This is a genomic window from Amycolatopsis sp. NPDC051106, assembly GCF_040682775.1.
Lineage (GTDB): Bacteria > Actinomycetota > Actinomycetes > Mycobacteriales > Pseudonocardiaceae > Amycolatopsis.
On record NZ_JBFBBQ010000077.1, the window covers coordinates 17,871 to 41,060 of the forward strand.

A 23,190-nucleotide genomic window follows, 5' to 3' on the forward strand; every position below is an offset into this window, starting at 1 on the left:
CTTCGAAACTGCGGGCAAGAACCCCGATAACGCAAGTGAACAACCTCAAGACAACCGAGGCACCAAGTTCAACCAAGCCAAAGCTTCCTCGACACTCCAATGCACCGGAAGCAACGACGCCAACCCGAGCACAGCGATCGGCCGAAGCAAAGCCCGGCACCGGCCCGCCACGGCGAACGGCACCCCGGCCGACGCGGTGTCCAAAAGGATCGTCAGCACACGAGCACTGCAGAACGTCACCGCCGACGCGTCGAAAACCAGTGCGGGAGACGACCGCCGGACCTCGAGCAGGGCGGCCATCCGGCCCGTGACCGCGAGGTCGAGGTCGCCGGCCGCGGTGACGACGGTCGCTTCCGCCGTCGTGGTCACTTCGAAGGTCGGGCAGGTGCGGGGAGCGGGGATGAGCATCGCGAGGGCCTCCCTGGCGAAGACGCGTGAGACCGGTCCGGCCGCACAGCAGCCCGGGTGGGGCTGCGTAATCGAGGCACGACGGCTGCAGGTTGAACCGCTGACTCGCACCCTACAACCGATGCACAAACGATGCACGGCGGAACCGAGCCGGCGTCGTTCCCAGCTCGGCCCGGAACGCGCGGGTGAACGCCGATTCCGACTGGTAGCCGACCCGGTTGGCGACAAAAGCCACCGTCGCCTCGGACGTGGACAGGAGCTGGGCCGCCGTCATCATCCGGGCCCAGGTGAGGAACGCCCCCACCGTCATCCCCGTCTCCCGGACGAACCGTCGCAGGAACGTCGCGCGGGACATCGCCACCTGACGGCTGAGCCGCTCGATCGTCCAGTCCGCCCCGGGCTCCTCCAGGACACTGGACACCGCCGACGCGATCCCCGGGTCGGCCACCGCCGTCCACAGCGCGTCCGCCGTGGCCGCGCCCCGGGCCGTCCGCAGCACCATCGCCAGCAGCACCGTGCTCAGCGCCGAGAGGATCGCCGCCGTTCCGGAGCCCTCGCGAAGAGCCTCACCGCGCATCAGGAAACTCAGCCCACGCAGGACCTCGTCCGTCTCGGGGGACTGCCCGAACGACACGTGGATCGCGCCGGGCAGGCTCCGGAACAGCAGCGCGCCCGCCCCCGCGTTGACGGTGAAGTGGCCGCAGAACAGGTCGATGACCGGGTCACCGCCCCGCTCACTGCGCTTGGTGGCGAACGCCGCACCCTCGGTCTCGACAGTGCCGCGCGGCCGGCCCGGCCCGGCGGTGACGACCCGGTGCCCGGCGCCGCTCGGGATCAGCACGACGTCGCCGGGGCGCAGGTCGAACACCGCGCGGCCGACGTGCAGCCGGCACTCCCCCTCGAGCAGGACGTGGAACGGCACCGTCAGCGCCCGGGACCGCGGAACGTCCATCCGCGTACCCGCCCCAAGCAGGCAGTGCTTTTCGAGCACCGCCTCCAGGCCGGCCCCGCGAAGCAAGCGGCTGACAGTGTCCATGGTGATACTTTCGAGCAGAAAACTGATACTGGCAAGCCTGTTCGTATCACCAGCACGATCGCACACTCGACCGCATGGAAAAGCTCACCGCGGACGTCCTGGTCATCGGCTTCGGCAAGGGCGGGAAGACCGCCGCCCACGCGCTCAGCGACGCGGGCAAGCGCGTCGTCCTCGTCGAACAGTCCGAGAACATGTACGGCGGCACCTGCCCGAACGTCGGCTGCGTGCCGACCAAGATGCTCGTCCACTATTCGAACGGCCGCCGCCTCGAGGACGACGCGCAGGAGTTCTTCGCCCACTCCATCGCCGGTGTCCGCGCCCTCACCAGCGCCTTCCGCGCGGGCAACTTCGCCTCGCTCGACGGCAAGGACACCGCGACCGTCATCACCGGCACCGCCCGGTTCGCCGACCCGCACACCGTCACCGTCGGCGAAGGCGACGACCGCATCACCGTCACCGCGCCGACGATCATCCTCAGCACCGGCTCCGCGCCGGTCATCGCACCGATCCCGGGCCTGGCCACCAGCAAGCACCTGGTCAGCAGCACCGAGCTCACGCGGGCGGCGACCCTGCCGGAACGCCTGATCGTCGTCGGCGGCGGCTACCTCGGGCTCGAGTTCGCGTCGATCTACCGGCACTTCGGCACGCACGTCACCGTCCTCGAAGGCGCGGACCGGCTGCTGCCCCGCGAGGACGAGGACATCGCCGACACGGCGAGGGAAATCCTCGAGGGTGACGGCATCGAGATCATCACCGGCGCGAAGATCACGAAGGTCGAAGACAGCGGCGCCGTCGCGAAGGTCATTTATGAGAAGGGCGGCGAGACGCACGAGGTAGAAGCGAGCGCTGTCCTTCCGGCCACCGGCCGCCGTCCGGTCACCGACGGCCTGCGGCTCGACGCGGCCGGCGTCCGGACCACCCCGCACGGCGCCGTCGAGGTCGACGAGTACCTGCGCACGAGCCAGCCGCACATCTACGCCGTCGGCGACGTCAACGGCGGCCCGCAGTTCACCTACGTGGCCCTCGACGACGCCCGGATCGTGCTGGACCAGCTGCTCGGCGAGGGCAAGCGCACCACGGCCGACCGGGTCGCCGTGCCGCACACGCTCTTCATCACCCCGCCGCTCGCGACGGTCGGCCTGACCGAGCGCGAAGCCCGCGACCAGGGCCTGAACATCAAGGTGGCGCGCGAAAAGGTCGCCGACATCGTCGCCATGCCCCGCGCCTACACGGTCGAGGAGACGCGCGGAGTCATGAAGTTCCTCATCGACGCCGACACCGACCTGATCCTCGGCGCCGCGTTGCTCAGCATCGACGCGCAGGAGGTCATCAACACCGTCGCGCTGGCCATCCGCCAGCACGTCACCGCGACCGAGCTGCGCACCGCGATCTACACGCACCCGAGCTCGACCGAAGCCTTCAACGAGGTCCTCGGCAAGGTGGTCGGCGGGTAGAACCCACACCCGCGGCCGCGTCCGGTGGGGACTTTCCCCATGGCCAGACGGGCGCCGCGGCCCTAGCGTGGGAACCCGGTGACGAGGAGGTTCCCGCGGATGCTGATCGACGACCTGGCCGCCCGGCTGCCGGCGGACCGGCTGGTCCGTGACCCGGACGTCGTGGCGGGCTTCGCCCACGACGAGGCCGAGTGGGCCCCCTACGCGCAGCCCGCGGTGGTCGTCCGGCCGCACACCGCCGAAGAGGTCCAGGCCGTGGTCAAAGCCTGCCTGGAGCACCGGACCCCGCTCGTCGCGCGCGGGGCCGGCACCGGCCTCTCCGGCGGGGCGAACGCCGTCGGCGGGTGCGTCGTGCTCGTCACCGACCGGCTCACCGCCATCAAGGAGATCGATGAGCGGGAGCGGTACGCCGTCGTCGAGCCCGGGGTCGTCAACGACGACCTGCGCGCCGCCTGCGCCGAGCGCGGGCTCTGGTACCCGCCCGACCCGGCCAGCTCGCCGTGGTCGACCCTCGGCGGCAACGTCGCCACCAACGCCGGCGGCGTCTGCTGCGTCAAGTACGGCGTCACCCGCGACTACGTCCTGGGCCTGCAGGTCGTCACCGGCACCGGGGAGCTCGTCCGGCTCGGGCGCCGCACCGCCAAGGGCGTCGCCGGCTACGACCTGACCGGGCTGATGGTCGGGTCGGAGGGCACGCTCGGCGTGATCACCGAGGTCACCGTCCGCCTTCGGCCCGCGCGCGCCGCGGAGCGCACGGTCGCCGGGTACTTCGACACCACCGTGGCCGCCGGGCAGGCCGCCGCGGCGGTCGCGGCCCGGGGCGTGCTGCCCTCGGCGCTGGAGCTGGTCGACCGGCACTGCCTCGCCGCGGTCGACCAGTGGAAGAACATGGGCCTGAGCGCCGACGCGAACGTCGTGCTGCTCGCCCGCACCGACTCCCCCGGCGCCCTCGGCGAGCACGAGGCCGCGGAGATCCTGGACTGCTTCGAGCGGGCCGGGGCGACGTGGGCCGCGCAGTCGACCGACCAGGCCGAGGCCGACGCGCTGTTCGCCGCCCGCCGCCTCGCCTACCCCGCCCTGGAACGGCTCGGCCCGCTGCTCACCGAGGACGTCTGCGTCCCGACGCAGGCCGTGCCCGAGATGCTCGCGCGCATCGACGCGGCGGGGCAGCGGCACGGCGTCCACATCGCCAACATCGCGCACATCGGCGACGGCAACCTGCACCCGCTGCTGGTCACCCCGGCCGGCGACGAGACCGCCCGGAAGAACGCCCAGGCGGCCTTCGACGACATCATCTCCGACGCCCTCGACCTCGGCGGCACCGTCACCGGCGAACACGGCGTCGGCCTGCTCAAGCAGCCCGGCCTCGCGCGAGAACTCGGCGAGGGCGTCCTCGAAATGCACCGCGCGGTCAAGCACGCCCTCGACCCGCACCACATCCTCAACCCCGGCAAGGTCTTCCCCGAAGGGACACCCGCATGATCGTCCGCACCACCGCCGGTGAGGTCCGCGGCGAGCCGATCGCCACCGGCGTCCGGTTCCGCGGCATCCCCTACGCCGCCGCGCCCGTAGGCGAGCTGCGGTTCGCCGCGCCGGTTCCGGCCCCGTCGTGGGAGGGCGTGCGCGACGCCCGCGAGGCCGGGCCCACCGCGCCCCAACGGCGTCGGGAAATCCCGGGCCTCGACCTGTCCGCCCTGGTCGGCGCCGGCTGGCGGCCCGGCCCGGACTACCTGACGGCCGACGTCTGGACGCCGGACCCGGCCGCGGAAGCACTCCCGGTGCTGGTGTTCGTGCACGGCGGCGCGTTCGTCGGCGGCACCGGCTCCGCCCCGGTCTACGACGGCACGGCGTTCACCCGCGGCGGCGCCGTGCTGGTGACGCTGCAGTACCGGCTCGGCATCGACGGCTTCCTGCCGCTCGACGGCGGCGCGACCAACCTCGGCCTGCGCGACCAGCTCGCCGCGTTGCGCTGGGTGCGGGAGAACATCGCCGCGTTCGGCGGTGACCCCGCCAACATCACGCTCTTCGGCGAGTCCGCGGGCGCGATCAGCGTTGCCTGCCTGCTCGGTTCGCCGCTGTCGGCCGGGCTCTTCCGCCGTGCCATCGTCCAAAGTGGACACGCGAACATGGTCCGCGGCTGCGCTGAGCTGGCGCGGGTAACGCAGGTGGTCGCCGACCGGCTCGGCGTCGAACCCACCGCCGAAGCGTTCCGGAAGCTCTCGACCGAGCAGCTGCTCGACGCCCAGGACGCCCTTCTCAAGCCCGGCGGCGGGCCCGACCTGCGTGGCGCGGACGGCCTGGACCGCGGGTACGGCCTCAGCCCGTTCCTCCCGCTGGTCGGCGACGACGTCCTGCCGGAGCACCCGGGCAAAGCGATCCGCAACAGCGCGGGCGCCGACGTCGACCTCATCGCGGGCACCTGCCGCGAGGAGATGCTGCTCTACTTCGGCCCGAGCGGGCTGGCGGACGTGCTGACCGACGAGCAGGCCGTGGCCATGCTGTCGGCGTCGCACCCGGACGCGGCGGGCGTGCTCCGCGGCTACGGCCTGGGTGACGGCCGCAAGGCGGGCGAGGTGTTCGTCGAGGCCATGACCGACCTCGTCTTCCGCGACGGCGTCGAGGAACTCGTCGAGAACCACCAGGGCCGCTCGTTCCGCTACGAGTTCGAGTGGCGCGCCCCGGACCTGGGCGCGTGCCACGGCATGGAGCTGCCGTTCGTGTTCGACTCCCTGGACGCGTCCGCCGGCCTCGTCGGCGACCACCCGCCGGCGGAGCTGGCCCGCGACGTGAACGCGGCGTGGACCCGGTTCGCCGCCACCGGCGACCCCGGCTGGGCCGAGGGCACCACCACCCACCTGGGCTGATGGACGCCCACGGCCTGCGCGAGCTGTACGACCTCGCCCTGCGCCTGTCGGCGGTCCACGACCTCGACGCGCTGGTGCAGGAGGTCGTCGACCACGCGCGGCGCCTGCTCGGCGTCGACGTCGCCTACCTCGCGCTGGCGGAACCGGACGGCTCACTCGTCATCCGGGTCACCGACGGCTCGCTGGGCCCGCGGCTGCGCGGCGTCGTGCTGCCGCCGCACAGCGGGCTGGCCGGGCAGGTGGCGGACACGGGCGAACCGGTGCAGAGCGCCGACTACCTCGGCGACGCCCGGTTGACGCACCTCGGCGAGGTCGACCGCGTCGCCGAGGACGAGGGCCTGCGCACGATCCTCGGGGTGCCGTTGCGGCTGCGGGGCAAGGTGGCCGGCGTGCTGATGGTCTCGCAGCGGGCGGTGCGCCGGTTCACCGCGGCGGAGTCGTCGCTGCTGACGTCGCTCGGCTCGTTCGCCGCGATCGCCATCGAGAACGCCAAGCTGGTCACGGCGCTGGCGACGGCGAACGGCCGGCTCGAACGCGCCGTGCGGCTGCACGACCGGCTGTCCGGGGTGGCTCTGCACGGTGGCGCGCCCGAAGACGTCGTGGTCCCGCTGTCGGAGCTGGTACCCGGCCTGGTCGTGGTGGCCGGCGAGCACGACGAGGTCCGCGCCGCCGCCCGCGCCGGCTCGCTCGTCGAGGCGGCTCTCGACGGCACGCCGTCGGCGTGGTTCGCCGACCCGGCCGCGCGCCGCACGCACGCGGGCTTGCGGGCGGTGACCGTGCCGGTGGCGTCGGCGAACGCGTATTTCGGGGCCCTGCAAGTGGTTCTCGACGCGCCGCTCGACGAGGCGGACGTCCGGCTGCTGGAACGCTCGGCGATGACGGTCGCGCTGGTGGCGTCGGTCGCGCGGGCCGAACGCCGGACGGCGGAGGAACTGGTCGAGCACATCGTGACCGGCCGCGTCCGCGACGCCCCGGCGTACGCCCGGTCACTGGGCCTGGACCCGCGCCGTCCGCACCTGGTCGTAGTGGGCGAAAACCCGCGGCTGCGGGAGTTCACCGCCCGCCACGGCGGTCTGGCGGCCACAGTGGACGGTCGCCTGGTCGCCCTGGTCCGCGCGGACGAGGCGGCGGTCCGCGCGGAGGACTTCGGCACCACGGGGCTGGCGGGCCCGGCGACCGGCGTGACCGACCTGGCCGCCGCGTACGACGACGCGTCGGCGTGCGTCCGGGTACTGGAAGCCTTGGGCCGCACCGGTTCCACCGCGTCCCCGGCCGACCTCGGCCCGTACCGCTACCTGCTGAGTCAGGCCGGGCGCGAGGAGGCCGGCGTGTTCGTCACCCGCACGCTGGCACCGCTGCTGGCCCACGACGAAGACCGCGGCACCGACCTGGTCCGCACGGCGGAGGTCTTCCTCCGCCACGGCCGCCACAAGACCCCGGCGGCCGAGGAGCTGACGATCCACCCGAACACGCTCTACCAGCGCCTGGACCGCATCACGGCGTTGCTGGGCCCGGACTGGCAGGAGGGCGACCGCGCCCTCGACGTCCACCTGGCCCTGCGCGTCCACCGGCTGGGCCGGGAACTGGGGTAAGCGCGCGTCAACCCCTATTTCGCGCCATTCCGCGCGAAACCAGGAATATTGACACGGCGAACGTCCGTCAGGCATCGTCGAGAGACGAAGGCCACATTTCCAGCCTTTCCTCCGCGTAGACGACCCCACGGAGATGAATCATGACGAACATCAAGGTGACGCTTTCCGGCGGTCCGGCCGAACTGAGCGAACAGCACCGCGACTGGACGGTCGGGAGCATCGGCGAAGTCGCGAAGGTCAGCTTCGGCGCCGGCTACGAGCACTTCTCCCACGAGGGCGAGTTCACGACGACCAGCGGCGGCGACCAGGTGCCGGTGTTCGCCTGGTGCGGCCGCACCAGGGTCGCCGAGTGACCCGCGGCCGCGGCTCCACCCGGATCTCCACCCCGCGGAGGTCCCGCTCCACCCGGCACCGGCGCTAGTTTCCTTCCGGTCGGGTGCCGCGGAAAAAGCGGCGCCGCCGTCCGGAGAGGGAATCCACCATGGGTGAAGTACTCGGTTTCATGCTGCTCCGTTTCGCCATCATCGGCGGCGGGATCTTCCTGCTGATCCTGCTGCTCGGCGTGGTCGTGTACGCGCTCAAGAAAGCGGGCCGGTACGACCAGGCGAAACAAATCGGGAGCAAAGCGCTCGAGCACTTCGAAGAGCGCCGCAAGTCGTGACCGGTCAGTCGTGGTCGAGGCCGTGCCGCACCGCGTAGCGCATGGCCTCGATCCGGTTGCGAACCCGGATCTTGGCGAACGCGTTGTTGATGTGCGTCTTCACCGTCGTTTCGCCGATGACCAGCTCGGCCGCGATCTCGCCGTTGCTCAGCCCGGCGGCGATCCACCCGAGCACCTCGGCCTCGCGCGCGGTGAGCCCGTCCGGGAGGCTTTCCTTGCGCGGTGTGGGTTTCCCGGCTCCGGACAGTGCTCCGGCGACCTGGCGTGACACGTCCGCCCCGAAGGTGAGCTGCCCGGCGACCACGGCCCGCAGCGCGGCGCCGATCTCGTGCCGGCCCGCGTCCTTCGTCAGGTAGCCCTTCGCCCCCGCGGCGAGCGCACCGGCGATCGACTCGTCGTCCGAATACGTCGTGAGGACCAGGACGGCGACGTCCGGGTGGTCCCGCGTGAGCCGCCGGGTCGCCTCCGCGCCGGTCAGGACCGGCATGGTGAGGTCCATCAGCACGACGTCGAGCCGATCGAGCGTCCCGGCCAGTTCGAGCGCCTGCGCGCCGTTCGCCGCCGAGCCGACGACGTCGACGTCCTCGAGCAGGCCCAGCAGCGCGACCAGGCCTTCGCGCACGACCTGCTGGTCGTCCACCACCATCACCGCGATCGTCATGATCGGCAGTCTGCCGCATTCCGGGGGTCCGGGAAAATGGCCGGGTGGGCGTCAGGTGCGGTTCCGGCGGTCCTCGAAGCCACCGGTGACCACGCCCCCGGGGTGCTGCGCGCATACGGAGGTCCGCCGCTCGGGACAGGCGCGGTGCGGGTGGAGTGGTACGACGACTGAGGAAGGTGGCGCGGCGGGTTCGGGCCGCCGCGCCACCCGGAGGCCTCAGCCCGGGGCGACCGCCCGGCCCGTCTGAGGCGAAATCATTCCCGCACACAGCCCGCGGCTCGCCAGGGTCTGCGCGATCCGCGGGATCGCGGCGCGGGTGTTGGCCGGCCATTCGTGCATCAGGATGATCTGGCCGTTGCCGAGGCGGGCGTTGGCCGCGACGATCGCGTCCACGCTCGCGTTGTTCCAGTCCTGCGAATCGACGTCCCAGATGATCTGCCGGAGGCCGTACTTCGCTTCGACGGCCTGCAACGTCCCGTTCGTTTCGCCGTACGGCGGGCGGAACAGCTTCGGCGTGCCGCCGCCGGCCGCCGCGATCGCCTGCTGCGTCCGGGATACCTCGGAGTCCATCTGGGACTGGCTCTGCTGCGTGAGGTGCGGGTGGGTGTAGCTGTGGTTGCCGACCCACATGCCCGCGCTCACCTCGGCCCGCACCTGCGCCGGGTACGCGGCGGCGTACTGGCCCTCGTTGAACATCGTCGCCCGCAACCCGTTCTGCCGCAGGGCGTTCAACAGTGCCGGGGTGTTCCCATTGGACGGTCCGTCGTCGAAGGTCAGGCCCACGTACCCGTTGCAGGCGGCGGCGTGCGCGGGCGCCGGCCCGACGGCGGCCGCGCCGGTCACGGCCAGCAGCGCGGCCGCGAGGAGTGCCATGCGCATCGGTCAGCCCACCGAGATGTTCGAGTTGCCGCTGCTCTGGTAACCCTCGGTGGCGAGGATCATGTAGTAGTTGAAGCTGCCCATGCGCATGCCGTAGCGCGCCCAGGCGTCGAAGTGGTTGCCGGTGGTGATGGTGCCGCCGGTCTTCTTCTGCTGCCGCACGGACCAGTACTGGTTGAAGGTCTTGGTCCCCTCGACCGACGGCGCGTTGTACCGCGTGGTCTGGTAGATGTCGTAGGTGCCGCCGTCGCTGGTGACGGTGCCCTTGTAGGTCCCGGTCGGCCGGTAGTTGCCCCAGTTGTCGACGATGTAGTACTCGACGAGCGGGTTCGAGGTCCAGCCGTAGAGGGCGAGGTAGCCGTTGCCGGAGGGGTTGAAGCTGCCGGAGTAGTTCACGGTCCGCCGGCTCCCGTTGCTCCACCCCTTGCCGCCGACGAAGTTGCCGACGTTGCTCCAGTTCATCCGGTAGTTCCCCCCGGAGCCGAGGGTCATCTGGACCGAGCCACCGCCATCGGTCCAGAAGGAGTAGTAGTAGCCACCGTTGTTCCCGGTCTGGCTGGTGGTGATGACGGTGTCGGCCCGGGCGACCCCGGGCAGGAACGTGGCGATGAGCGCAAGGGCGGCCCCACCGGCGAACACCCTGAAGCGATTCTTGGTGAGCATGCTTCCTCCTCGTCGAGGCTGGGGATGGCGAAAGCATGCGTTCGGGGTGTTCGGTGGGGCAATAACTTTCGGAAAGTTTCGGGAGTACGGCAGGGTTTCCCGGTTATCCGAGCCGACGCCACCGGCCGAGGTCACGCCGCCGCCCGACAGGCCGGATCCACGCTCTCCCCCCCGGGGTTTCGACGGCCCGGTAGGTGCCGGCGGCGCTCCGCTCGCTGTGCCGGATCACTTCGTCGAACACCCAGTCCGACGCGATCACGGCGAGCACGGCCGTGGTTTGCGCCAGTGCGCGTTTCAGCTCGGGCGCGTCGATCAGCTGCTGAGCGTGGAGAATCGACGAGCCGGTGACACCGTGCTCGTCATAGGACACTTCCCCGGCGTGCAAAGCAAGTCTGAGCCGGATCTGTTCCGGTGCCGGGTGAACGGCGTTGTGAGCAAGGAGTTCGTCGGCGAGGGCTCCGAGGAGCAGGTCGACGAAAAGAGCCTTCGAGACGTGCGCGGGAGCGAGCACGAGCACGCCATCGCCCAGATCCTCGTGCCGGCAGCCGCCCCAGGGTATGCCCGCGGCGGCGAAGGCCCGCTCGACAGCTCGATACAGCCCGCCGCGGACCCGCACCTTGTTGGGATTGGTCCGGCTGTGCCGCCCGAACCCTTCGACGTCGACGACCATGATCGTGCAGTGCGCGGTGGTGAGCCCCAGGCTGCCCCGCCAGTCGAGCTCCTCGGCGAGCGGGCCCGCGGGGGCGATCCCGATCGCACCCGTCAGGACCGCTGACCGCCGACTCCTGCGGGTCCGTCCGCTGGGTCGCGCCTGAGGCTCCGGCATCTGAAAACTCATCCGTTCGGGGTATCCACCCGGCGGGTCGCGTACCCGATGAAAAAGCGTTACCACTAGGTTAGCTGAACCCGATGGTGTCAGGTATCCAAGACCGAATACTGTTTGGTTACCGTAACCAGCGGAGGCTGTCCGGAATGAGCGCGCCGTCGTCGCCCGTCGTCGCATCATGGGAACTCGCCCTGCGCTTGAAACGGCAGCGCGAACGGCTGGGCATCGACGTCAGGACCATCACGCAAGCCTTGAGCTTCACACGCAACTACTGGAGCGCCGTCGAGAACGAGCGCAAGATCCTCTCCCCGGAAGCGCTCGCCCGCGTCCTCGACCTCTTCGAGTTCGACGACGAAGAGAAGGCCGAGCTCCTGGCGCTGCGCACCGCCGCCAAGGAACGCGGCTGGTGGTCGAACTACTCAGCGCTCTTCGACGCCGACATCCAGCGCCTGTTCGGCCTGGAACAGGGCGCCCGGAGCATGCGCGACTACGAGAGCCTGCTCATTCCCGGGCTGCTCCAGACCGCGGACTACATCCGGGCGATCATGATGCCTGCCGTGACGCTGCCCCAAGTCGAGGTCGACCAGCGCGTCGAAGCCCGCTTGCGCCGGCAGAAGAGGCTCGCGGACCCGGATGACCCCTTCAAGCTGACCGCCGTCATCAGCGAAGCCGCCCTGCGGCAGCAGATCGGCGGACGAAAGGTGCTCAGGCAGCAGCTCGTGCATCTGGCCGAGCTGATCGAAAGTCACCCGCGAAAGCTCGACGTCCGCGTCATTCCGTTCACCGCCACCGCGTGCGGGCTCTTCGGCGCCGCGACCGTGCACCTCATCGAATTCGGGAACCCCCGGCTTCCCACCTTGGCCTGGCAAGAAACCGTGACCGCCTGGGGCGTCATCGACGACCCGGTGCAGGTCCGCAACATCACCACCACCTACGAGGACGCGTATGGGCGCGCGCAGTCCCGTGACCAGTCCCTGCAGGTCGTTCGTGACCACTTGAAAGAACTTTGAGGAACCAGAGTTGACTGAAGACTTGTCTCCCGCGCCCCGTCGTGGATGGTTCAAGAGCAGCTATTCCAACGCCGGCGGCAGCTGCGTCGAAACCCGGCTGACGGCGGACGCGGCCCTGGTCCGCGACACCAAGGACCGTCGGCCCGAGCAACCGGTCATCAAGTTTTCGGCCCCCGCCTGGACTTCCTTCCTAGGTCGCATTTCCCCGGAGGACGCTTGATGTCCGGCCGCTGAGCAGAGGTGAGGGGAAAGCCCCTGCAGGGCCCCTCACCCCGAAGCGCGGTAGTCCGGCTCGGCCGGCTCGACCAGCCGGATCCAGGCCCGGGCCGTGGTTTCCTTCTCCTGAACCACCACCGACTCATAGCACCCGCTCAACGGGCTGTGCCGGATGATCTCGTCGTGGTACCAAGCCGATGCGATCACCACGAGGTCGCTGTCCGACCAAGTCAAGCTCTTCCTCATCACCACGGAATTGAGCAGCCGGAAGGCGTGCACGATCGCGGAGCCCGTCGTGCCGTGCGCGTCGTAGCTGATTTCCCCGGCGTGGAGCACCATCCGCAGGCGAATGCGCTCCGGGGGCCGGTGGGAACCATTGTGCTCGGCCAGGGACCTCGTGAGCGCGTCGGGGACCAGTTCGCTGAACACCGCCTTCGGGTAGCCCGCGGGAGCCAGGACGAGCACGCCGTCACCGAGGTCCGCGTGGTGGCAGTGTCCCCACGTCACCCCGCTTTCGGCCAGGGCCAGCTGGAACGCGCGGTACAGCCCTTCCCGCAGCACCAGCCGCTGGAGGTTCGTGCGCTCGAAGGACGAAAACCCGTCGATCGCGACCGCGAGAATCGTGTGGTGCACCGGATCCGCCACCGGCTCGACGAGCAAGGGCGGCGAAGCGCCCCGAAGCCACTGCCACACATCCGTCCACGCCATGACGAGATCGTGAACTCACCCGGTGGACGGTTCGCTTGCCGCTTGCTGGACAAATTCTTGACAGCAGCTCGACCCGGGCTGAAACCCGCCGGTCCGCGGGTTACGGTGCTGGCAGGTAAGTCCTGCCGGGGTGGACGGGAAACCCGATGGAATTCCGGATCCTGGGGCCCGTGGAGCTGCTGCTCGGCGACCGGAAGGTCGCGCTGGGGCGGGCCAAGGAACGGTCCCTGCTGGGTGTGCTGATGCTCAACCACGGCAAGGTCGTCCCCGTCCGGACCGTCACCGAGGCACTCTGGGACGACAACCCGCCCGACCACGCCCGCAACGATCTGCAGACCTACGTCAGCCGGCTCCGGGCGCGGCTGCGGGGCTTCGGGGTCTCCGCGAAGATCGTCACCCAGCGCGCCGGCTACCAGTTCCTGCCCGGGTCCGACGACGTCGACTACGCACGCTTCAAGACCTTGATCCGCGACGGCGAACAAGCGCGGCAGACGGGACGGCTCGACGAGGCCGCGAACGCCCTGCGGGAAGCCATGGACCTCTGGCGGGGCCCCGTGGTCGAAGACCTCGGCAGCATGTGGATGGAGCAGAAACGGGAAGACCTCGACCGCTACGACCGGGTCGCCGCCTACCAGGCGTTGTGCGCGGTCGAGCTCGATCGCCACAACTACCGCGAAGTGCTGCGGATCCTCGACGAAGCCATGGTCGACCACGAGCTCGACACCCGGTACATCGCGCAACGGCTCACCGCGCTGAACGGGCTGGGGCACTACGAAGTCTTCGACACCTACTGGAAGCACGTGTACGACCGGTTCGCGCGGTCGTTCGGCACCGGGCCCGGCCAGGAGCTGCAGGAAGTGCACCAGCAGCTGCTGCAGTACCGGGACTCGCCCACCCCGGCCGACCTGCACCGCACCCAGGCGGCCCTCCGCGCGCTGCCGCCCGCCCAGCTCCCGTCGACGGTCAGCCAGTTCGTCGGCCGCGACGAAGACCTCGCCCGGCTGAACGCGCTCTTCCTGCGGTCCCGGGTCGGCGGCCCGCCCGCGACCCTCATCATCGCCGTCACCGGGCCGGCCGGGGCCGGCAAGACGGAGCTGGGACTGCACTGGGCGCACGCCGTCCGCGAGCGGTTCCCCCACGGCCAGCTGCACGCGGACCTCTCCGGGTACGCCGCCGGCCCGCCCCGCGACCCCGCCGAGGTGCTCGCCGAATTCCTCGACGCGCTCGGAGTCGCCGCCGGGGCCGTCCCCGCGAGCCCGGCCGCCCGGACCGGGATGCTGCGGACCCTGCTCGACGACCGCCGGGTGCTGCTCTTCCTCGACAACGCCCGGGATTCCGGGCAGATCGTGCCCCTGCTGCCGGGCAGCGCGCACGCCGTGGTCGTCGTGACCAGCCGGCACCGGCTGAGCGACCTCGTGACCCACCACGGCGCCTACCGGCTGGAAGTGGCCCCCTTCACCGAAGCCGAGATCGCTTCCCTGCTCGAAAGCCTGCTCCGCGACTCCCCGGCCGAGCCACCCGATCCGGCGGCGGTGCTCGCGCTGACCGGCGGCACCCCGCAGGCCGTCCGCACCCTCGCCGAGCTCCTGCCCGGCGCCGGCGGCCTGCCGAGCCCGGCCGAGCTCCTGCTGGCCGGCGAACTGGCGTCGGGGACGATCCTGACGTCGGTGCTGTGGTCCTACCGCGCGCTGGATCCGCCCGCCGCCCGGCTCTTCCGCTCGCTCGCGCCGCACATCGGCCCCGGTCTCTCCCTCGAAGCGATCCGCGCCCTCGACGGCACCGACGACGAGACCTGCCGCGGCGCGGTCACCGCGCTCGGCTCCCGGTACCTGATCAGCCGAGAAGAGGGCCGCTACCGGATGGACGCCCTCACCCGCGCGGCCGGCGAACGGCTCGCGCTCGCCCACGACTCCCCCGCCGACCGCCGGCGCGCGGAGGAACGGCTCCTCGACTGGTACATCGCCCGCGTCACGGACGCCGCCGAGGTCCTGGCGCCCGCTTTGCGGCGCACGGCCGAACTGCCCCAGGCCGGGCACCTGCCGGATTTCGCGGCGGCGCAGGCCTTCTTGGCCGACGAAGAGCCGAGCCTGTGCGCCGTGATCCGCCGTGCGGCGGACAGCGACCCGGCCCGGGTGGTGACGTTGCTCCGGCTGGCACGGCCCCACCTGACCATCGGCGACACCGCACCCGAATGGCGCGAAGCCGTCGAGGCGGTCCTGCTCGCCACCCGGGCCGACCACGACCTCGACGCCGAGGGGCAGGCGTGGACCGGTCTGGCGCGGATCCACCACGCCCTCGGCGACCCCGAGAAGACCGGGGAATCCCTCGAGCTGGCGAACGCGATCTTCGGCAACACCGGCAACAGCCGCGACCGGTCCGAAGTCCTCCTCCTGCTCGCCCGCCACGCGGAAGACGCCGGGGACCCGAGCCGAGCCGAATCCTGCCTGCGCCAGGCCCTCGACATCCAGCACAGCCTGAACGAACCCGCCCGGTGCGCCGCCGCCCGCGGCGCCCTCGGCACGCACCTGCGCCGTCAAGGCCGGCTCGAAGAAGCCGAGACGCACCTCTCCCACGCGAAAATGCTGTACGCCGAACTGGGCGACCACCGGCGCCACGCCGCGATGGCGCTGGAACTCGGCCTGCTGAACCGCCGGTCCGGCCGGACCACGGAGGCCGTCCGGCAGCTCACCGAAGCGGTCACGCTGCACGACCGGTACCCGGCCGGCCACGAGCCGGCGCTCGCCGCGCTGGTCGAGCTGAGCGAAGCCGCCTGCGACGCCGGAGAACACCACGACGTCCTGCTGTTCGCCCGGAAGGCGCTGGGGATTTCGCGGTCCCCCGCCGACCACGTGCGGATCGTCCGGGCGCTGGTGGCCCTGGTCCGGTCCCTGGCCGCGACCGGCCGGCAGGCCGAAGCGTGGAACGAGGCCCGCCAGACCGTCGCGCTCGTCGCCGACGCCGACGAACCGGTCCGCGACCACGTCCGCGAGCAGTTCACCCGGCTCGGGCTGTGGCGGCCGCCGCACGGTGAAGTGTAGGGAAATCCACACGAATACCCCGCTATCTTCGGTGCCGCATCGTTTCCGGCAAGCAGGGGGTCAATTCATGAAACGCATTTCCGCGGCGCTCGCGCTCGGGTTCGCCATAACCGCGCTGCCGCTGGCCGCCGGTACCGCTTCGGCGGAGACCGCCGCCGTCACCTGTGGCACGCAGTGGACTCAGGGTGCCTCGGGCCCGAACGCCCGGGACTACCAGTGGGGCAACTGCGGCTCCGCCGCCACGAAGATCAAGGTCTATTCGCTGACCTACGGCGGCGTCTTCAAGACCCTGATCGGCGAAAAGTGCGTCGCCGCCGGTGCGGTGGTGCCGCTCGGCGGGACCACCGACTGGCGCGTCCTTTCCTACACCGGCGAAGACACCGGCACGGGCTGCTGACCCGACGCAGTGAATGACTCATTCCTGGCGTCAGGCGCCGGGAATGAGTCATTCACTGCATCCGAAAAGCGGGACCTACTCCCGCAGGCCGATCGCGTCGATGGGCCGGGCCCGCAGCGCCACCCACGTCGACAGCCCCATCGCCACCAGCCCCAGCACCGCCGCGCCGCCGATGATTCCGAAGTAGACGGACAGCGGCCCCGACGGCACCGGGCTGCCTCGCAGTCCCAGGTTCAGCAACGCCAGCGGCACCAGCGCGACCACCGTCCCCACGACCACCGCGATCCCGACCGTGACCAGGGCCTCGAGCCGCATCATGTGGGTCACCTGGCGGCGGGTCGTGCCGACCAGCCGCAGCAGCGCGAACTCCCGCGACCGCTGCGCCGTCGTCAGCACCAGCGTGTTGGCCACCGAAATCGCCAGGTACCCGACGATGACGCCGACCGCGACCAGGTTCAGGTAGAACTGCGCCTGCCGGTCGCCGCCCTCGGGAGCCGGTGCCGGAGAATCGACTGTCAGCCCCGGGTACGGCAACGAGCGCAGCGCCGAAGAAACCGCGGCGGGGTCGGCGTTCACCGAACGCCGCACCAGCACCGCATCGTCCAGCCGGCCGCCGTTGTGCTCGCGGGCCAGCGCCACCGGCAGCACGAAGTCGCCGAACGCCAGGTCGTGCGTGTACGTCGCCACCAGCCGCAGCTTCGCCGGGACGCCGTCGCCGAAGTAGAACGTGACCTCGTCGCCGATCTTCTTGTCCAGCCAGTCGGCCTCCGAGCGGCTCAAGGCGACCGTGTCACCGGCCAGGTCCGCGAGTCGCCCGCCGTCGACGCCCAGCTCCAGGGCACCGCGCACCTGCTCGCCCGCCAAGCCCTGCGCGGACTTGCGCTGGACGTCCACGCTGTCGCCGACCGTCGAGACCGTGAGCACCGACGTCCGCACCACCGGCGTCGCCGTCGCGACCCCCGGCACCCGGGCGACGGCCGCGGCGACCTCCGGGGAGACCCCCGCCGGGCCGCTCAGCACGTAGTCGGCCGTCGTCGAACGGGCCGTCTCCTCCGCCGCGGCCGCCGTCGACGACGTCTGGCTGTAGAACGTCGCCAAGGCGAACGCGATCGACAGCATCAGCGGGGTCACCGCCGCGGCCAGCCGCCGCGTGTTGGCCTGGGCGTTCGCGCCGGCCAGGTATCCGCTGATCCGCCAGACCCGCCCCAGCGGCGGCGCCAGCACCCGCACCACCAGCGCGGTCACCTGCGGTCCGACGACGGCCAGCCCGATGACGACGACCAGCGTCGCCATCGTCGAAATCGCGGTTCCGATTTCGCCGCGCAGGAACAGCGGCACGAAAGCACCCGCGAAGCCCGCGAACACCAGGCTCCACCCGGTGATCGAGCGGCCGCGGCCGAGCTCACGGCGTTCGACCGCCGCCTCACCGAGCGCTTCGACCGGCCGGATCGTCGACGGCCGCCGCGCCGCCGCCCACGCCGCCAGCCGGGCCGCGCCGAGGCCGAGCAGCAGCGCCGCGACGGACGGCAGCGGGCTGATCGCCAGCCCGAAGTCGGCCGGGATCACGCCGATCGCGGCGAACGCGTCCCGCAGCCCGGACGCCACCGCCAGGCCCAGCGCGCCGCCGAGCACACCCGCGACGAGCGCGACCAACGTCGTTTCGGTGCCGATGAGCTGGCGGATCTGCTTCGGCGTCGCCGCGACCGCCCGCAGCAACGCGAACTCCCGGCGCCGCCGGTTGATCGTCAGGGCGAGCGTGCTCGCCACCACGAACACGGCCACGAGCAGGGCGAACCCGCCGAACGAGCCGGCGACCGCCAGCAGCAGCATCCGCGTCTGGCTGACGTCGAGGAACTCGATCGTGCTGCGCTCGATGCCGGTGGTGACCTCGGCGCCGCCGGTGACCGCGCCGATCCGCTCGGCGAGCGTCTCCGGCGGCACGCCCGGGTCGGCCAGGACACCAATCGCGTGCGCCTGGCCGGGCTGCGCGGTCAGCTCCGCCGCCCGTTGCGGCGTGAAGAACAACGCCGACTGCCGCGACAGGCTGTTCACGATGCCGCTGACCCGGAACGTCATCGGCACCGACCGCGTCGCGATCCGCACCTGCCCGCCGACGCCGACACCGGCGCGCTGGGCCAGGTCGGCGTCCAGGACGACGTCGCCGGGGGCCGCGGGCGCCGCACCTGTGCGGAGCGTGAACGGCGCCAGCACGGCCGCGTCCCAGTTGTGGCCCAGGGACTGCGGCCCGCCGAGCACCTCGCCGGACGCCGTCACGACCTGCGCCGGGAAGCTCTGCTCCGCGACCGCCGTCCGGACGCCGGGCACCGAAGCGATCCGGCCGGCCAACGCCGCCGGGACCGACGGCTGCTCGCCGACCTGCTCCAGCGTCAGCGCGTCGGCTCCCGGCGGGTGCACGCTCTGGGCCCCGCCGACGACGACGGCCGCGGCGGCGTAGCGCTGGGTGGGGACGCCGGCGCGCAGGCCGGACTCCATGAGGACCCCGCAGCCCGCCACCAGGGCGGTGCCGCACAGGATCGCGATGAACGCGCCGGCGAACCCGCCGAGCCGCGTCCGGATCGTCTGCCAAGCGAGGGACAGCACGGTCACCACTCCCCGAGGTGCGTCATCCGCTCCGCCACCCGCTCGGGGGTGGGGTGCGGGAGGTGCCCGGCCAGCCGGCCGTCGGCGAGGAAGAGCACGCCGTGCGCGGCCGAGGCGGCGACCGGGTCGTGGGTCACCATCAGCACGGTCTGTCCCATGCCGTCGACGACGGCGCGAAGCAGGTGGAGGACCTGCCGCGCGGTGCGGGTGTCGAGGGCGCCGGTCGGCTCGTCGGCCAGCACGACGTCGGGCCGGGCGATGAGCGCCCGGGCGATCGCGACGCGCTGCTGCTGCCCGCCGGACAGCTCCGCCGGGCGGTGTTCCAGCCGCTTCGCCATCCCGACGCCTTCGACGATTTCGCGCAGCCACTGCGGGTCCGGTTTGGTGCCGGCGAGCCGCAGGGGCAGCGTGATGTTCTGCAGCACGTTCAGCGACGGCATCAGGTTGTAGGCCTGGAAGACGAACCCGACGCGGGTCCGCCGCAGCCGGGTCAGCTCGTTCTCCTTCAGCCGCCCGATCTCGGTGCCGCCGAGCAGCACCTTCCCCGAGGTCGGCCGGTCCAGGCCGGCCGCGCAGTGCAGGAAGGTGCTCTTGCCCGAGCCCGACGGGCCCATCACGGCGGTGAACGTCCCCCGCGGCACGTTCGCCGTCACGCCGTCCAGCGCGGTGACGGCGCCGTCGCCGGAGCCGTACACCTTGCGCACCCCGGCCAGTTCCAGCGCGTTCGCTGTCGTCATCGGTGATCCCCTTTGTTCTGTCCCCACGAAAACTAGGGCGGCCGGGGCGGGACTTCGATCCTGTGCGGGGGTGGATCCGGGGTAGCGCCAGCACCACCACGGCGGTGGGGTGGGACACTGTCGCGGTGACGACCCGCCTGCGCGAGTGCTGGTCGGCGGCTCGTTACCTCGTGGTCGGCGCCGGCACGTCGCTGTTGTCGATCTTCGCCCTCGTGGGCCTCTTCGCCGTGCTTCTGCTGTGCCCGGTCGGCGTCGGCATCCCGTCGCTCGCGCCGGCGATCAAGCTGGCGCGGTGGCCGGTCGGGGTCGACCGCCGCCGGGCCGCGCGCCGGCTCGGCGAGGCCATCCCCGAGCCGTACCGGGACGGCTCGCCGCTGAAGGACCCGGCGACCCGCCGCGACCTCGCGTGGCTCGCGATCCACGCCGCGACCGGGCTGGTGCTCGGCAGCCTGGCGATCGGCCTGCCGATCGGCGCGGTCCAGCAGGTCGTCACGGTGATCATCTGGCCGGCGGTGCCCGGCGGGATCGAAGGCTCCCTCGGCATCGTGGTGAACTCGTGGCCGCGGGCGGGGCTCGACTTCCTGATCGCCGTCGCGATGGCCGCGGCGACGCTCCTGCTGCCCCGCGCCGCGCGCTGGCAGGCCCGCACCGCGCGGAAACTGCTCCGGCCGGCGCCCGGTGTCGTCCTGGCCGACCGGGTCGCCGAACTGACCGCGACGCGAGCGGCCGCACTGGAGGCGCACGGCGCCGAGCTGCGCCGCATCGAGCGTGACCTGCACGACGGCACCCAGGCGCGGATCGCCGCGGTCGTCCTGCAGCTGGGCATCGCCGGCCAGCTCTACGACCGCGACCCGGAGACGGTGCGCGACCTGCTGGTCAAGGCGCAGGACACCGCGACCGACGCGCTCGCGGAGCTGCGAACGGTCGTCCGGAGCATCTACCCGCCGCTGCTGAGCGAACGCGGTCTCGCGGGCGCGGTGCGGGCGCTCGCCGAGCGGACGCCGGTGCCGACCGCGGTCACCGTCGAGTACGAAACCGGCCGGCCGGCCGCCGTCGAGGCCGCCGCGTACTTCGTCGTCGCCGAGGTGCTGGCCAACGTCACCAAGCACGCCGACGCGTCCACTGTGGACATCAAGCTGGGTGGCACGCCTTCCCTGCTGACCCTGGAGATCCGCGACGACGGCCGCGGCGGCGCCGACGAAAGGCGCGGCAGCGGGCTCGCCGGGATCCGGCGCCGCGCCGAAGCCTTCGACGGAACCCTCACCCTGACCAGCCCACCCGGTGGGCCGACCGTGCTGCGAGTGGAGCTGCCATGCGGGTCGTGATCGCCGAGGACGACGCTTTGCTGCGCGAAGGCCTCTCGCTGCTGTTGAAGACGGCGGGCATCGAAGTCGCCGCCACGTTCGACAACGCCGAAGACTTCGTCACCTTCGTCGCCGACGACCGGCCGGACGCCGTCGTGATGGACGTCCGGATGCCGCCGACCCACCGCGACGAGGGCCTGCGCGCCGCCGTCCGCGCCCGTGAGATCCACCCGGGCCTGCCGGTGCTGGTGCTTTCCGCCCACGTGGAGACGAGCTACGCGGTTGAGCTGCTCGCCGACGGCGTCGGCGCGGTCGGCTACCTGCTCAAGGAGCGCGTCGGCAAGGTCGAGCGGTTCCTCGACGCGCTCGAGCGGGTCGCGAAGGGCGGCACGGCGATGGACCCGGAGGTCATCGGCCAGCTGATGGCGCGCCGGCGGGCGGCGGACCCCCTGGACGCGTTGACCGCGCGCGAGCGTGAGGTGCTGGCGCTGATGGCCGAGGGCTACAACAACAGCACGATCGCCGAACTGCTCGTCGTCAGCGACGGCGCGGTGCTCAAGCACATCCGCAACATCTTCGCGAAGCTCGGCCTGCCGTCGGACGAAGGCGGCGGGCACCGCCGGGTGCTGGCGGTGCTCGCCTACCTGGGCCGGGACGCGGGGTAGCGCAGGCACCACCCCGGATCCGGGTGCGCACGGCATCGTTTCGCGCCTCGGCCGGCTCTAGCGTTCGTGTCATGACCAACACCGATGTTCCCGCCCGCACCGCGGCGCCCCTCGTCCTCTGGCCGGTCCTGCTCGTCGCCGCCGCGGTGAACGCGGTCGGCTCCTTCACCGGACTGGCCGACCCGTTCCGGATCACCGCCGGCGTGATCGCGACGATCGCGCTCGTCCTGCTGGTCGTCCACTACGTCCGGCGACGGCGATAGCGGCCGCCACCAGCGCCGCGGCCACCCAGAACGGGTTCGCCGCTCCCGCGAGCACCGGGCCCGCCGTCGCCCCGATGTTGAGCGCGGCCGTCGCGTAGGAGCCCGCCATCGTGGGCGCGCCGGTGGCCAGGCGCAGGATCCGGGTGATCACCGTGCCGCCGACCGCGAAGGACAACGCACCCTGCGTGAAGGCGAGGGCTACGAGTGCCGTGGGGACCAGGGCCAGCACGATCCAGCCCCCAAGCAGCAGTGCGCCGCCGATCGCGAGGACGCGACCGGGCCACCGGTCGGCGAGCCGCCCGGCCGCCGTGACACCGGCGAAGCAGCCGAGGCCGAAGGCGGCGAGCACGACCGGCGCGGCGCTGCCCGCGACCGGCGCCAGGTAGGCGAAGACGCCGAAGGTGGCCGCGTTGACGAGCGCGCCGAGCAGGAGAACGCGGGGCAGCCGGCGGAGTTCCCGGAGTTCGCCCCGCAGGTCGGCCTCGCCACCGGCCGGGGTGTCGGCGATGCGCGCCACCCCGAAGAGGGCGGGCAGGCACAGCGCGGCGACGGTCCAGAAGGCCGAGCGCCAGCCGAAGGCGGCGTCGAGCAGTGCCCCACCGGGGATGCCGGCGACGCACGCCAAGGTCGTCCCACCGAGGAGGACGGCGACAGCGCGGCCTTGACGTTCGACGGTCAGGGCGACGGCGAGGAAACCGGCGTCGGCGACGGCGGCGACCACCCGCGTCCCGAGCAGGACGGCGAAGGACGTCGTCAGCCCGCCGACTACGTGCACGACGACGAAGAGGGCCAGGAAGCTCACCAGTGCGGTCCGAGGTCGCCAGGTCCGCGCGAGGGCGGCCATCAGCGGAGCCCCGGCGACCATCCCGGCGGCGAAGGCGGAGGTCAGGTAGCCGGCTTGCGCGAGCGAGACGTCGAGCGCGCCGGCGATGCCGGGCACGAGCCCGGCGAGCATGAATTCGGACGTACCCATGGCGAACACGCCCAGGGCGAGGAGGTACAGGGACACGCGAAGCTCCAGGGATCACGGAATCGGCGGACGATTCGTGGTCACCCGGGGGCCCGGGGAAGCGGAAGTTACCGGGCTGCCGGGAAGACCGACAGCCCGGCCCTGGACGCTTCGGGGCTCGCCATGATCCAAAGTCTAACGCAGGTCGCCTCCGATGCAGTGAATGACTCATTCCTGGCGTCCGGCGCCAGGAATGAG

The 23,190-nt window shown here is 71.8% G+C and carries 23 protein-coding genes; 13 read left to right on the forward strand and 10 right to left on the reverse strand.

The features are described from left to right. Positions 1–45: 45 nt before the first annotated feature. Both AB0M83_RS37700 and AB0M83_RS37705 read right to left on the reverse strand, forming a co-directional pair. Positions 46–408, reverse strand: a complete 363-nt coding sequence (locus AB0M83_RS37700) for an anti-sigma factor antagonist (RefSeq protein ID WP_364524742.1) — start codon at positions 406–408, stop codon at positions 46–48. Positions 409–520: 112 nt separating this feature from the next. Next, on the reverse strand, positions 521–1,444 hold the full coding sequence (locus AB0M83_RS37705) for an AraC family transcriptional regulator (RefSeq protein ID WP_364524744.1): 924 nt from the start codon (positions 1,442–1,444) through the stop codon (positions 521–523). 74 nt (positions 1,445–1,518) lie between these two features. Between AB0M83_RS37705 and AB0M83_RS37710 the strand changes: the two genes are divergently transcribed. The 6 genes from AB0M83_RS37710 (at position 1,519) to AB0M83_RS37735 (ending at position 8,015) form a co-directional block, all read left to right on the forward strand. Continuing rightward, positions 1,519–2,898: an FAD-dependent oxidoreductase gene (locus AB0M83_RS37710; RefSeq protein ID WP_364524746.1), complete on the forward strand. Its 1,380-nt coding sequence runs from the start codon at positions 1,519–1,521 to the stop codon at positions 2,896–2,898. Positions 2,899–2,997: 99 nt separating this feature from the next. Continuing rightward, positions 2,998–4,380, forward strand: a complete 1,383-nt coding sequence (locus AB0M83_RS37715; protein ID WP_364524748.1) for an FAD-linked oxidase C-terminal domain-containing protein — start codon at positions 2,998–3,000, stop codon at positions 4,378–4,380. Then, positions 4,377–5,762 carry a carboxylesterase family protein gene (locus AB0M83_RS37720; RefSeq protein ID WP_364524750.1) on the forward strand — a complete coding sequence of 462 codons (1,386 nt, stop codon included), beginning with the start codon at positions 4,377–4,379 and terminating at the stop codon, positions 5,760–5,762. The genes AB0M83_RS37715 and AB0M83_RS37720 overlap by 4 nt, the downstream gene beginning before the upstream one ends. Then, positions 5,762–7,354 (forward strand): GAF domain-containing protein, encoded by a 1,593-nt coding sequence (locus AB0M83_RS37725; RefSeq protein WP_364524752.1) that lies wholly within the window; start codon positions 5,762–5,764, stop codon positions 7,352–7,354. The genes AB0M83_RS37720 and AB0M83_RS37725 overlap by 1 nt, the downstream gene beginning before the upstream one ends. A gap of 140 nt (positions 7,355–7,494) precedes the next feature. Beyond that, positions 7,495–7,707, forward strand: coding sequence for a DUF5988 family protein (locus AB0M83_RS37730; protein ID WP_364524754.1), 213 nt, complete (start codon positions 7,495–7,497; stop codon positions 7,705–7,707). A gap of 128 nt (positions 7,708–7,835) precedes the next feature. Next, positions 7,836–8,015: a hypothetical protein gene (locus AB0M83_RS37735; protein WP_364524757.1), complete on the forward strand. Its 180-nt coding sequence runs from the start codon at positions 7,836–7,838 to the stop codon at positions 8,013–8,015. Positions 8,016–8,019: 4 nt separating this feature from the next. Here AB0M83_RS37735 and AB0M83_RS37740 read toward each other — a convergent pair whose 3' ends face one another. The 4 genes from AB0M83_RS37740 to AB0M83_RS37755 form a co-directional block, all read right to left on the reverse strand. Beyond that, positions 8,020–8,676 (reverse strand): response regulator transcription factor, encoded by a 657-nt coding sequence (locus AB0M83_RS37740; RefSeq protein ID WP_364524759.1) that lies wholly within the window; start codon positions 8,674–8,676, stop codon positions 8,020–8,022. 216 nt (positions 8,677–8,892) lie between these two features. Further along, positions 8,893–9,555 carry a polysaccharide deacetylase family protein gene (locus AB0M83_RS37745; protein WP_364524761.1) on the reverse strand — a complete coding sequence of 221 codons (663 nt, stop codon included), beginning with the start codon at positions 9,553–9,555 and terminating at the stop codon, positions 8,893–8,895. A gap of 3 nt (positions 9,556–9,558) precedes the next feature. Continuing rightward, entirely contained in the window at positions 9,559–10,218 is a 660-nt protein-coding gene (locus tag AB0M83_RS37750) for a glycoside hydrolase family 11 protein (protein WP_364524763.1), read from the reverse strand. A gap of 103 nt (positions 10,219–10,321) precedes the next feature. Next, entirely contained in the window at positions 10,322–11,056 is a 735-nt protein-coding gene (locus AB0M83_RS37755) for a hypothetical protein (RefSeq protein WP_364524765.1), read from the reverse strand. A gap of 134 nt (positions 11,057–11,190) precedes the next feature. Between AB0M83_RS37755 and AB0M83_RS37760 the strand changes: the two genes are divergently transcribed. Together AB0M83_RS37760 and AB0M83_RS37765 are read left to right on the forward strand one after the other, a co-directional pair. Continuing rightward, the gene (locus AB0M83_RS37760; protein WP_364524767.1) at positions 11,191–12,054 is read left to right on the forward strand and encodes a helix-turn-helix transcriptional regulator; all 864 of its coding nucleotides are present in this window, start codon (positions 11,191–11,193) and stop codon (positions 12,052–12,054) included. 22 nt (positions 12,055–12,076) lie between these two features. Next, positions 12,077–12,274 carry a DUF397 domain-containing protein gene (locus AB0M83_RS37765; RefSeq protein ID WP_364524787.1) on the forward strand — a complete coding sequence of 66 codons (198 nt, stop codon included), beginning with the start codon at positions 12,077–12,079 and terminating at the stop codon, positions 12,272–12,274. A 47-nt stretch (positions 12,275–12,321) separates the two neighbouring features. On the opposite strand, the gene AB0M83_RS37770 is transcribed toward AB0M83_RS37765, so the two are convergent. Continuing rightward, positions 12,322–12,978, reverse strand: coding sequence for a hypothetical protein (locus AB0M83_RS37770; RefSeq protein WP_364524769.1), 657 nt, complete (start codon positions 12,976–12,978; stop codon positions 12,322–12,324). A gap of 146 nt (positions 12,979–13,124) precedes the next feature. Between AB0M83_RS37770 and AB0M83_RS37775 the strand changes: the two genes are divergently transcribed. Both AB0M83_RS37775 and AB0M83_RS37780 read left to right on the forward strand, forming a co-directional pair. Further along, entirely contained in the window at positions 13,125–16,016 is a 2,892-nt protein-coding gene (locus tag AB0M83_RS37775) for a BTAD domain-containing putative transcriptional regulator (protein WP_364524771.1), read from the forward strand. Positions 16,017–16,083: 67 nt separating this feature from the next. Next, positions 16,084–16,413, forward strand: a complete 330-nt coding sequence (locus AB0M83_RS37780) for a hypothetical protein (RefSeq protein WP_364524773.1) — start codon at positions 16,084–16,086, stop codon at positions 16,411–16,413. 75 nt (positions 16,414–16,488) lie between these two features. Here AB0M83_RS37780 and AB0M83_RS37785 read toward each other — a convergent pair whose 3' ends face one another. Further along, positions 16,489–19,014, reverse strand: coding sequence for an FtsX-like permease family protein (locus tag AB0M83_RS37785; RefSeq protein ID WP_364524789.1), 2,526 nt, complete (start codon positions 19,012–19,014; stop codon positions 16,489–16,491). A gap of 2 nt (positions 19,015–19,016) precedes the next feature. Next, a complete protein-coding gene (locus AB0M83_RS37790; protein ID WP_364524775.1) occupies positions 19,017–19,751 on the reverse strand; it encodes an ABC transporter ATP-binding protein in 735 nt (244 codons plus the stop codon). 125 nt (positions 19,752–19,876) lie between these two features. Here AB0M83_RS37790 and AB0M83_RS37795 point away from each other — a divergent pair, with 125 nt between their 5' ends. The 3 genes from AB0M83_RS37795 (at position 19,877) to AB0M83_RS37805 (ending at position 21,983) form a co-directional block, all read left to right on the forward strand. Continuing rightward, positions 19,877–21,076 (forward strand): sensor histidine kinase, encoded by a 1,200-nt coding sequence (locus tag AB0M83_RS37795; protein ID WP_364524777.1) that lies wholly within the window; start codon positions 19,877–19,879, stop codon positions 21,074–21,076. Further along, complete coding sequence (locus tag AB0M83_RS37800; RefSeq protein ID WP_364524779.1) at positions 21,064–21,720, forward strand: response regulator transcription factor; 657 nt, start codon at positions 21,064–21,066, stop codon at positions 21,718–21,720. Before AB0M83_RS37795 ends, AB0M83_RS37800 begins: the two co-directional genes overlap by 13 nt. A gap of 71 nt (positions 21,721–21,791) precedes the next feature. Continuing rightward, entirely contained in the window at positions 21,792–21,983 is a 192-nt protein-coding gene (locus AB0M83_RS37805; protein WP_364524781.1) for a hypothetical protein, read from the forward strand. Here the strand turns inward: AB0M83_RS37805 and AB0M83_RS37810 are convergent. Then, complete coding sequence (locus AB0M83_RS37810) at positions 21,913–22,992, reverse strand: MFS transporter (protein WP_364524783.1); 1,080 nt, start codon at positions 22,990–22,992, stop codon at positions 21,913–21,915. The two genes, AB0M83_RS37805 and AB0M83_RS37810, sit on opposite strands and share 71 nt — an antisense overlap. Positions 22,993–23,190 lie beyond the last annotated feature (198 nt).

Excerpts from the sequence above, each read along its gene's own strand:
- AB0M83_RS37700 (WP_364524742.1), bottom strand. The coding sequence starts at position 408 with ATGCTCATCCCCGCTCCCCGCACCTGCCCGACCTTCGAAGTGACCACG.
- AB0M83_RS37705 (WP_364524744.1), bottom strand. The coding sequence starts at position 1,444 with ATGGACACTGTCAGCCGCTTGCTTCGCGGGGCCGGCCTGGAGGCGGTG.
- AB0M83_RS37710 (WP_364524746.1), top strand. The coding sequence starts at position 1,519 with ATGGAAAAGCTCACCGCGGACGTCCTGGTCATCGGCTTCGGCAAGGGC.
- AB0M83_RS37715 (WP_364524748.1), top strand. The coding sequence starts at position 2,998 with ATGCTGATCGACGACCTGGCCGCCCGGCTGCCGGCGGACCGGCTGGTC.
- AB0M83_RS37720 (WP_364524750.1), top strand. The coding sequence starts at position 4,377 with ATGATCGTCCGCACCACCGCCGGTGAGGTCCGCGGCGAGCCGATCGCC.
- AB0M83_RS37725 (WP_364524752.1), top strand. The coding sequence starts at position 5,762 with ATGGACGCCCACGGCCTGCGCGAGCTGTACGACCTCGCCCTGCGCCTG.
- AB0M83_RS37730 (WP_364524754.1), top strand. The coding sequence starts at position 7,495 with ATGACGAACATCAAGGTGACGCTTTCCGGCGGTCCGGCCGAACTGAGC.
- AB0M83_RS37735 (WP_364524757.1), top strand. The coding sequence starts at position 7,836 with ATGGGTGAAGTACTCGGTTTCATGCTGCTCCGTTTCGCCATCATCGGC.
- AB0M83_RS37740 (WP_364524759.1), bottom strand. The coding sequence starts at position 8,676 with ATGACGATCGCGGTGATGGTGGTGGACGACCAGCAGGTCGTGCGCGAA.
- AB0M83_RS37745 (WP_364524761.1), bottom strand. The coding sequence starts at position 9,555 with ATGCGCATGGCACTCCTCGCGGCCGCGCTGCTGGCCGTGACCGGCGCG.
- AB0M83_RS37750 (WP_364524763.1), bottom strand. The coding sequence starts at position 10,218 with ATGCTCACCAAGAATCGCTTCAGGGTGTTCGCCGGTGGGGCCGCCCTT.
- AB0M83_RS37755 (WP_364524765.1), bottom strand. The coding sequence starts at position 11,056 with ATGAGTTTTCAGATGCCGGAGCCTCAGGCGCGACCCAGCGGACGGACC.
- AB0M83_RS37760 (WP_364524767.1), top strand. The coding sequence starts at position 11,191 with ATGAGCGCGCCGTCGTCGCCCGTCGTCGCATCATGGGAACTCGCCCTG.
- AB0M83_RS37770 (WP_364524769.1), bottom strand. The coding sequence starts at position 12,978 with ATGGCGTGGACGGATGTGTGGCAGTGGCTTCGGGGCGCTTCGCCGCCC.
- AB0M83_RS37775 (WP_364524771.1), top strand. The coding sequence starts at position 13,125 with ATGGAATTCCGGATCCTGGGGCCCGTGGAGCTGCTGCTCGGCGACCGG.
- AB0M83_RS37780 (WP_364524773.1), top strand. The coding sequence starts at position 16,084 with ATGAAACGCATTTCCGCGGCGCTCGCGCTCGGGTTCGCCATAACCGCG.
- AB0M83_RS37790 (WP_364524775.1), bottom strand. The coding sequence starts at position 19,751 with ATGACGACAGCGAACGCGCTGGAACTGGCCGGGGTGCGCAAGGTGTAC.
- AB0M83_RS37800 (WP_364524779.1), top strand. The coding sequence starts at position 21,064 with ATGCGGGTCGTGATCGCCGAGGACGACGCTTTGCTGCGCGAAGGCCTC.
- AB0M83_RS37805 (WP_364524781.1), top strand. The coding sequence starts at position 21,792 with ATGACCAACACCGATGTTCCCGCCCGCACCGCGGCGCCCCTCGTCCTC.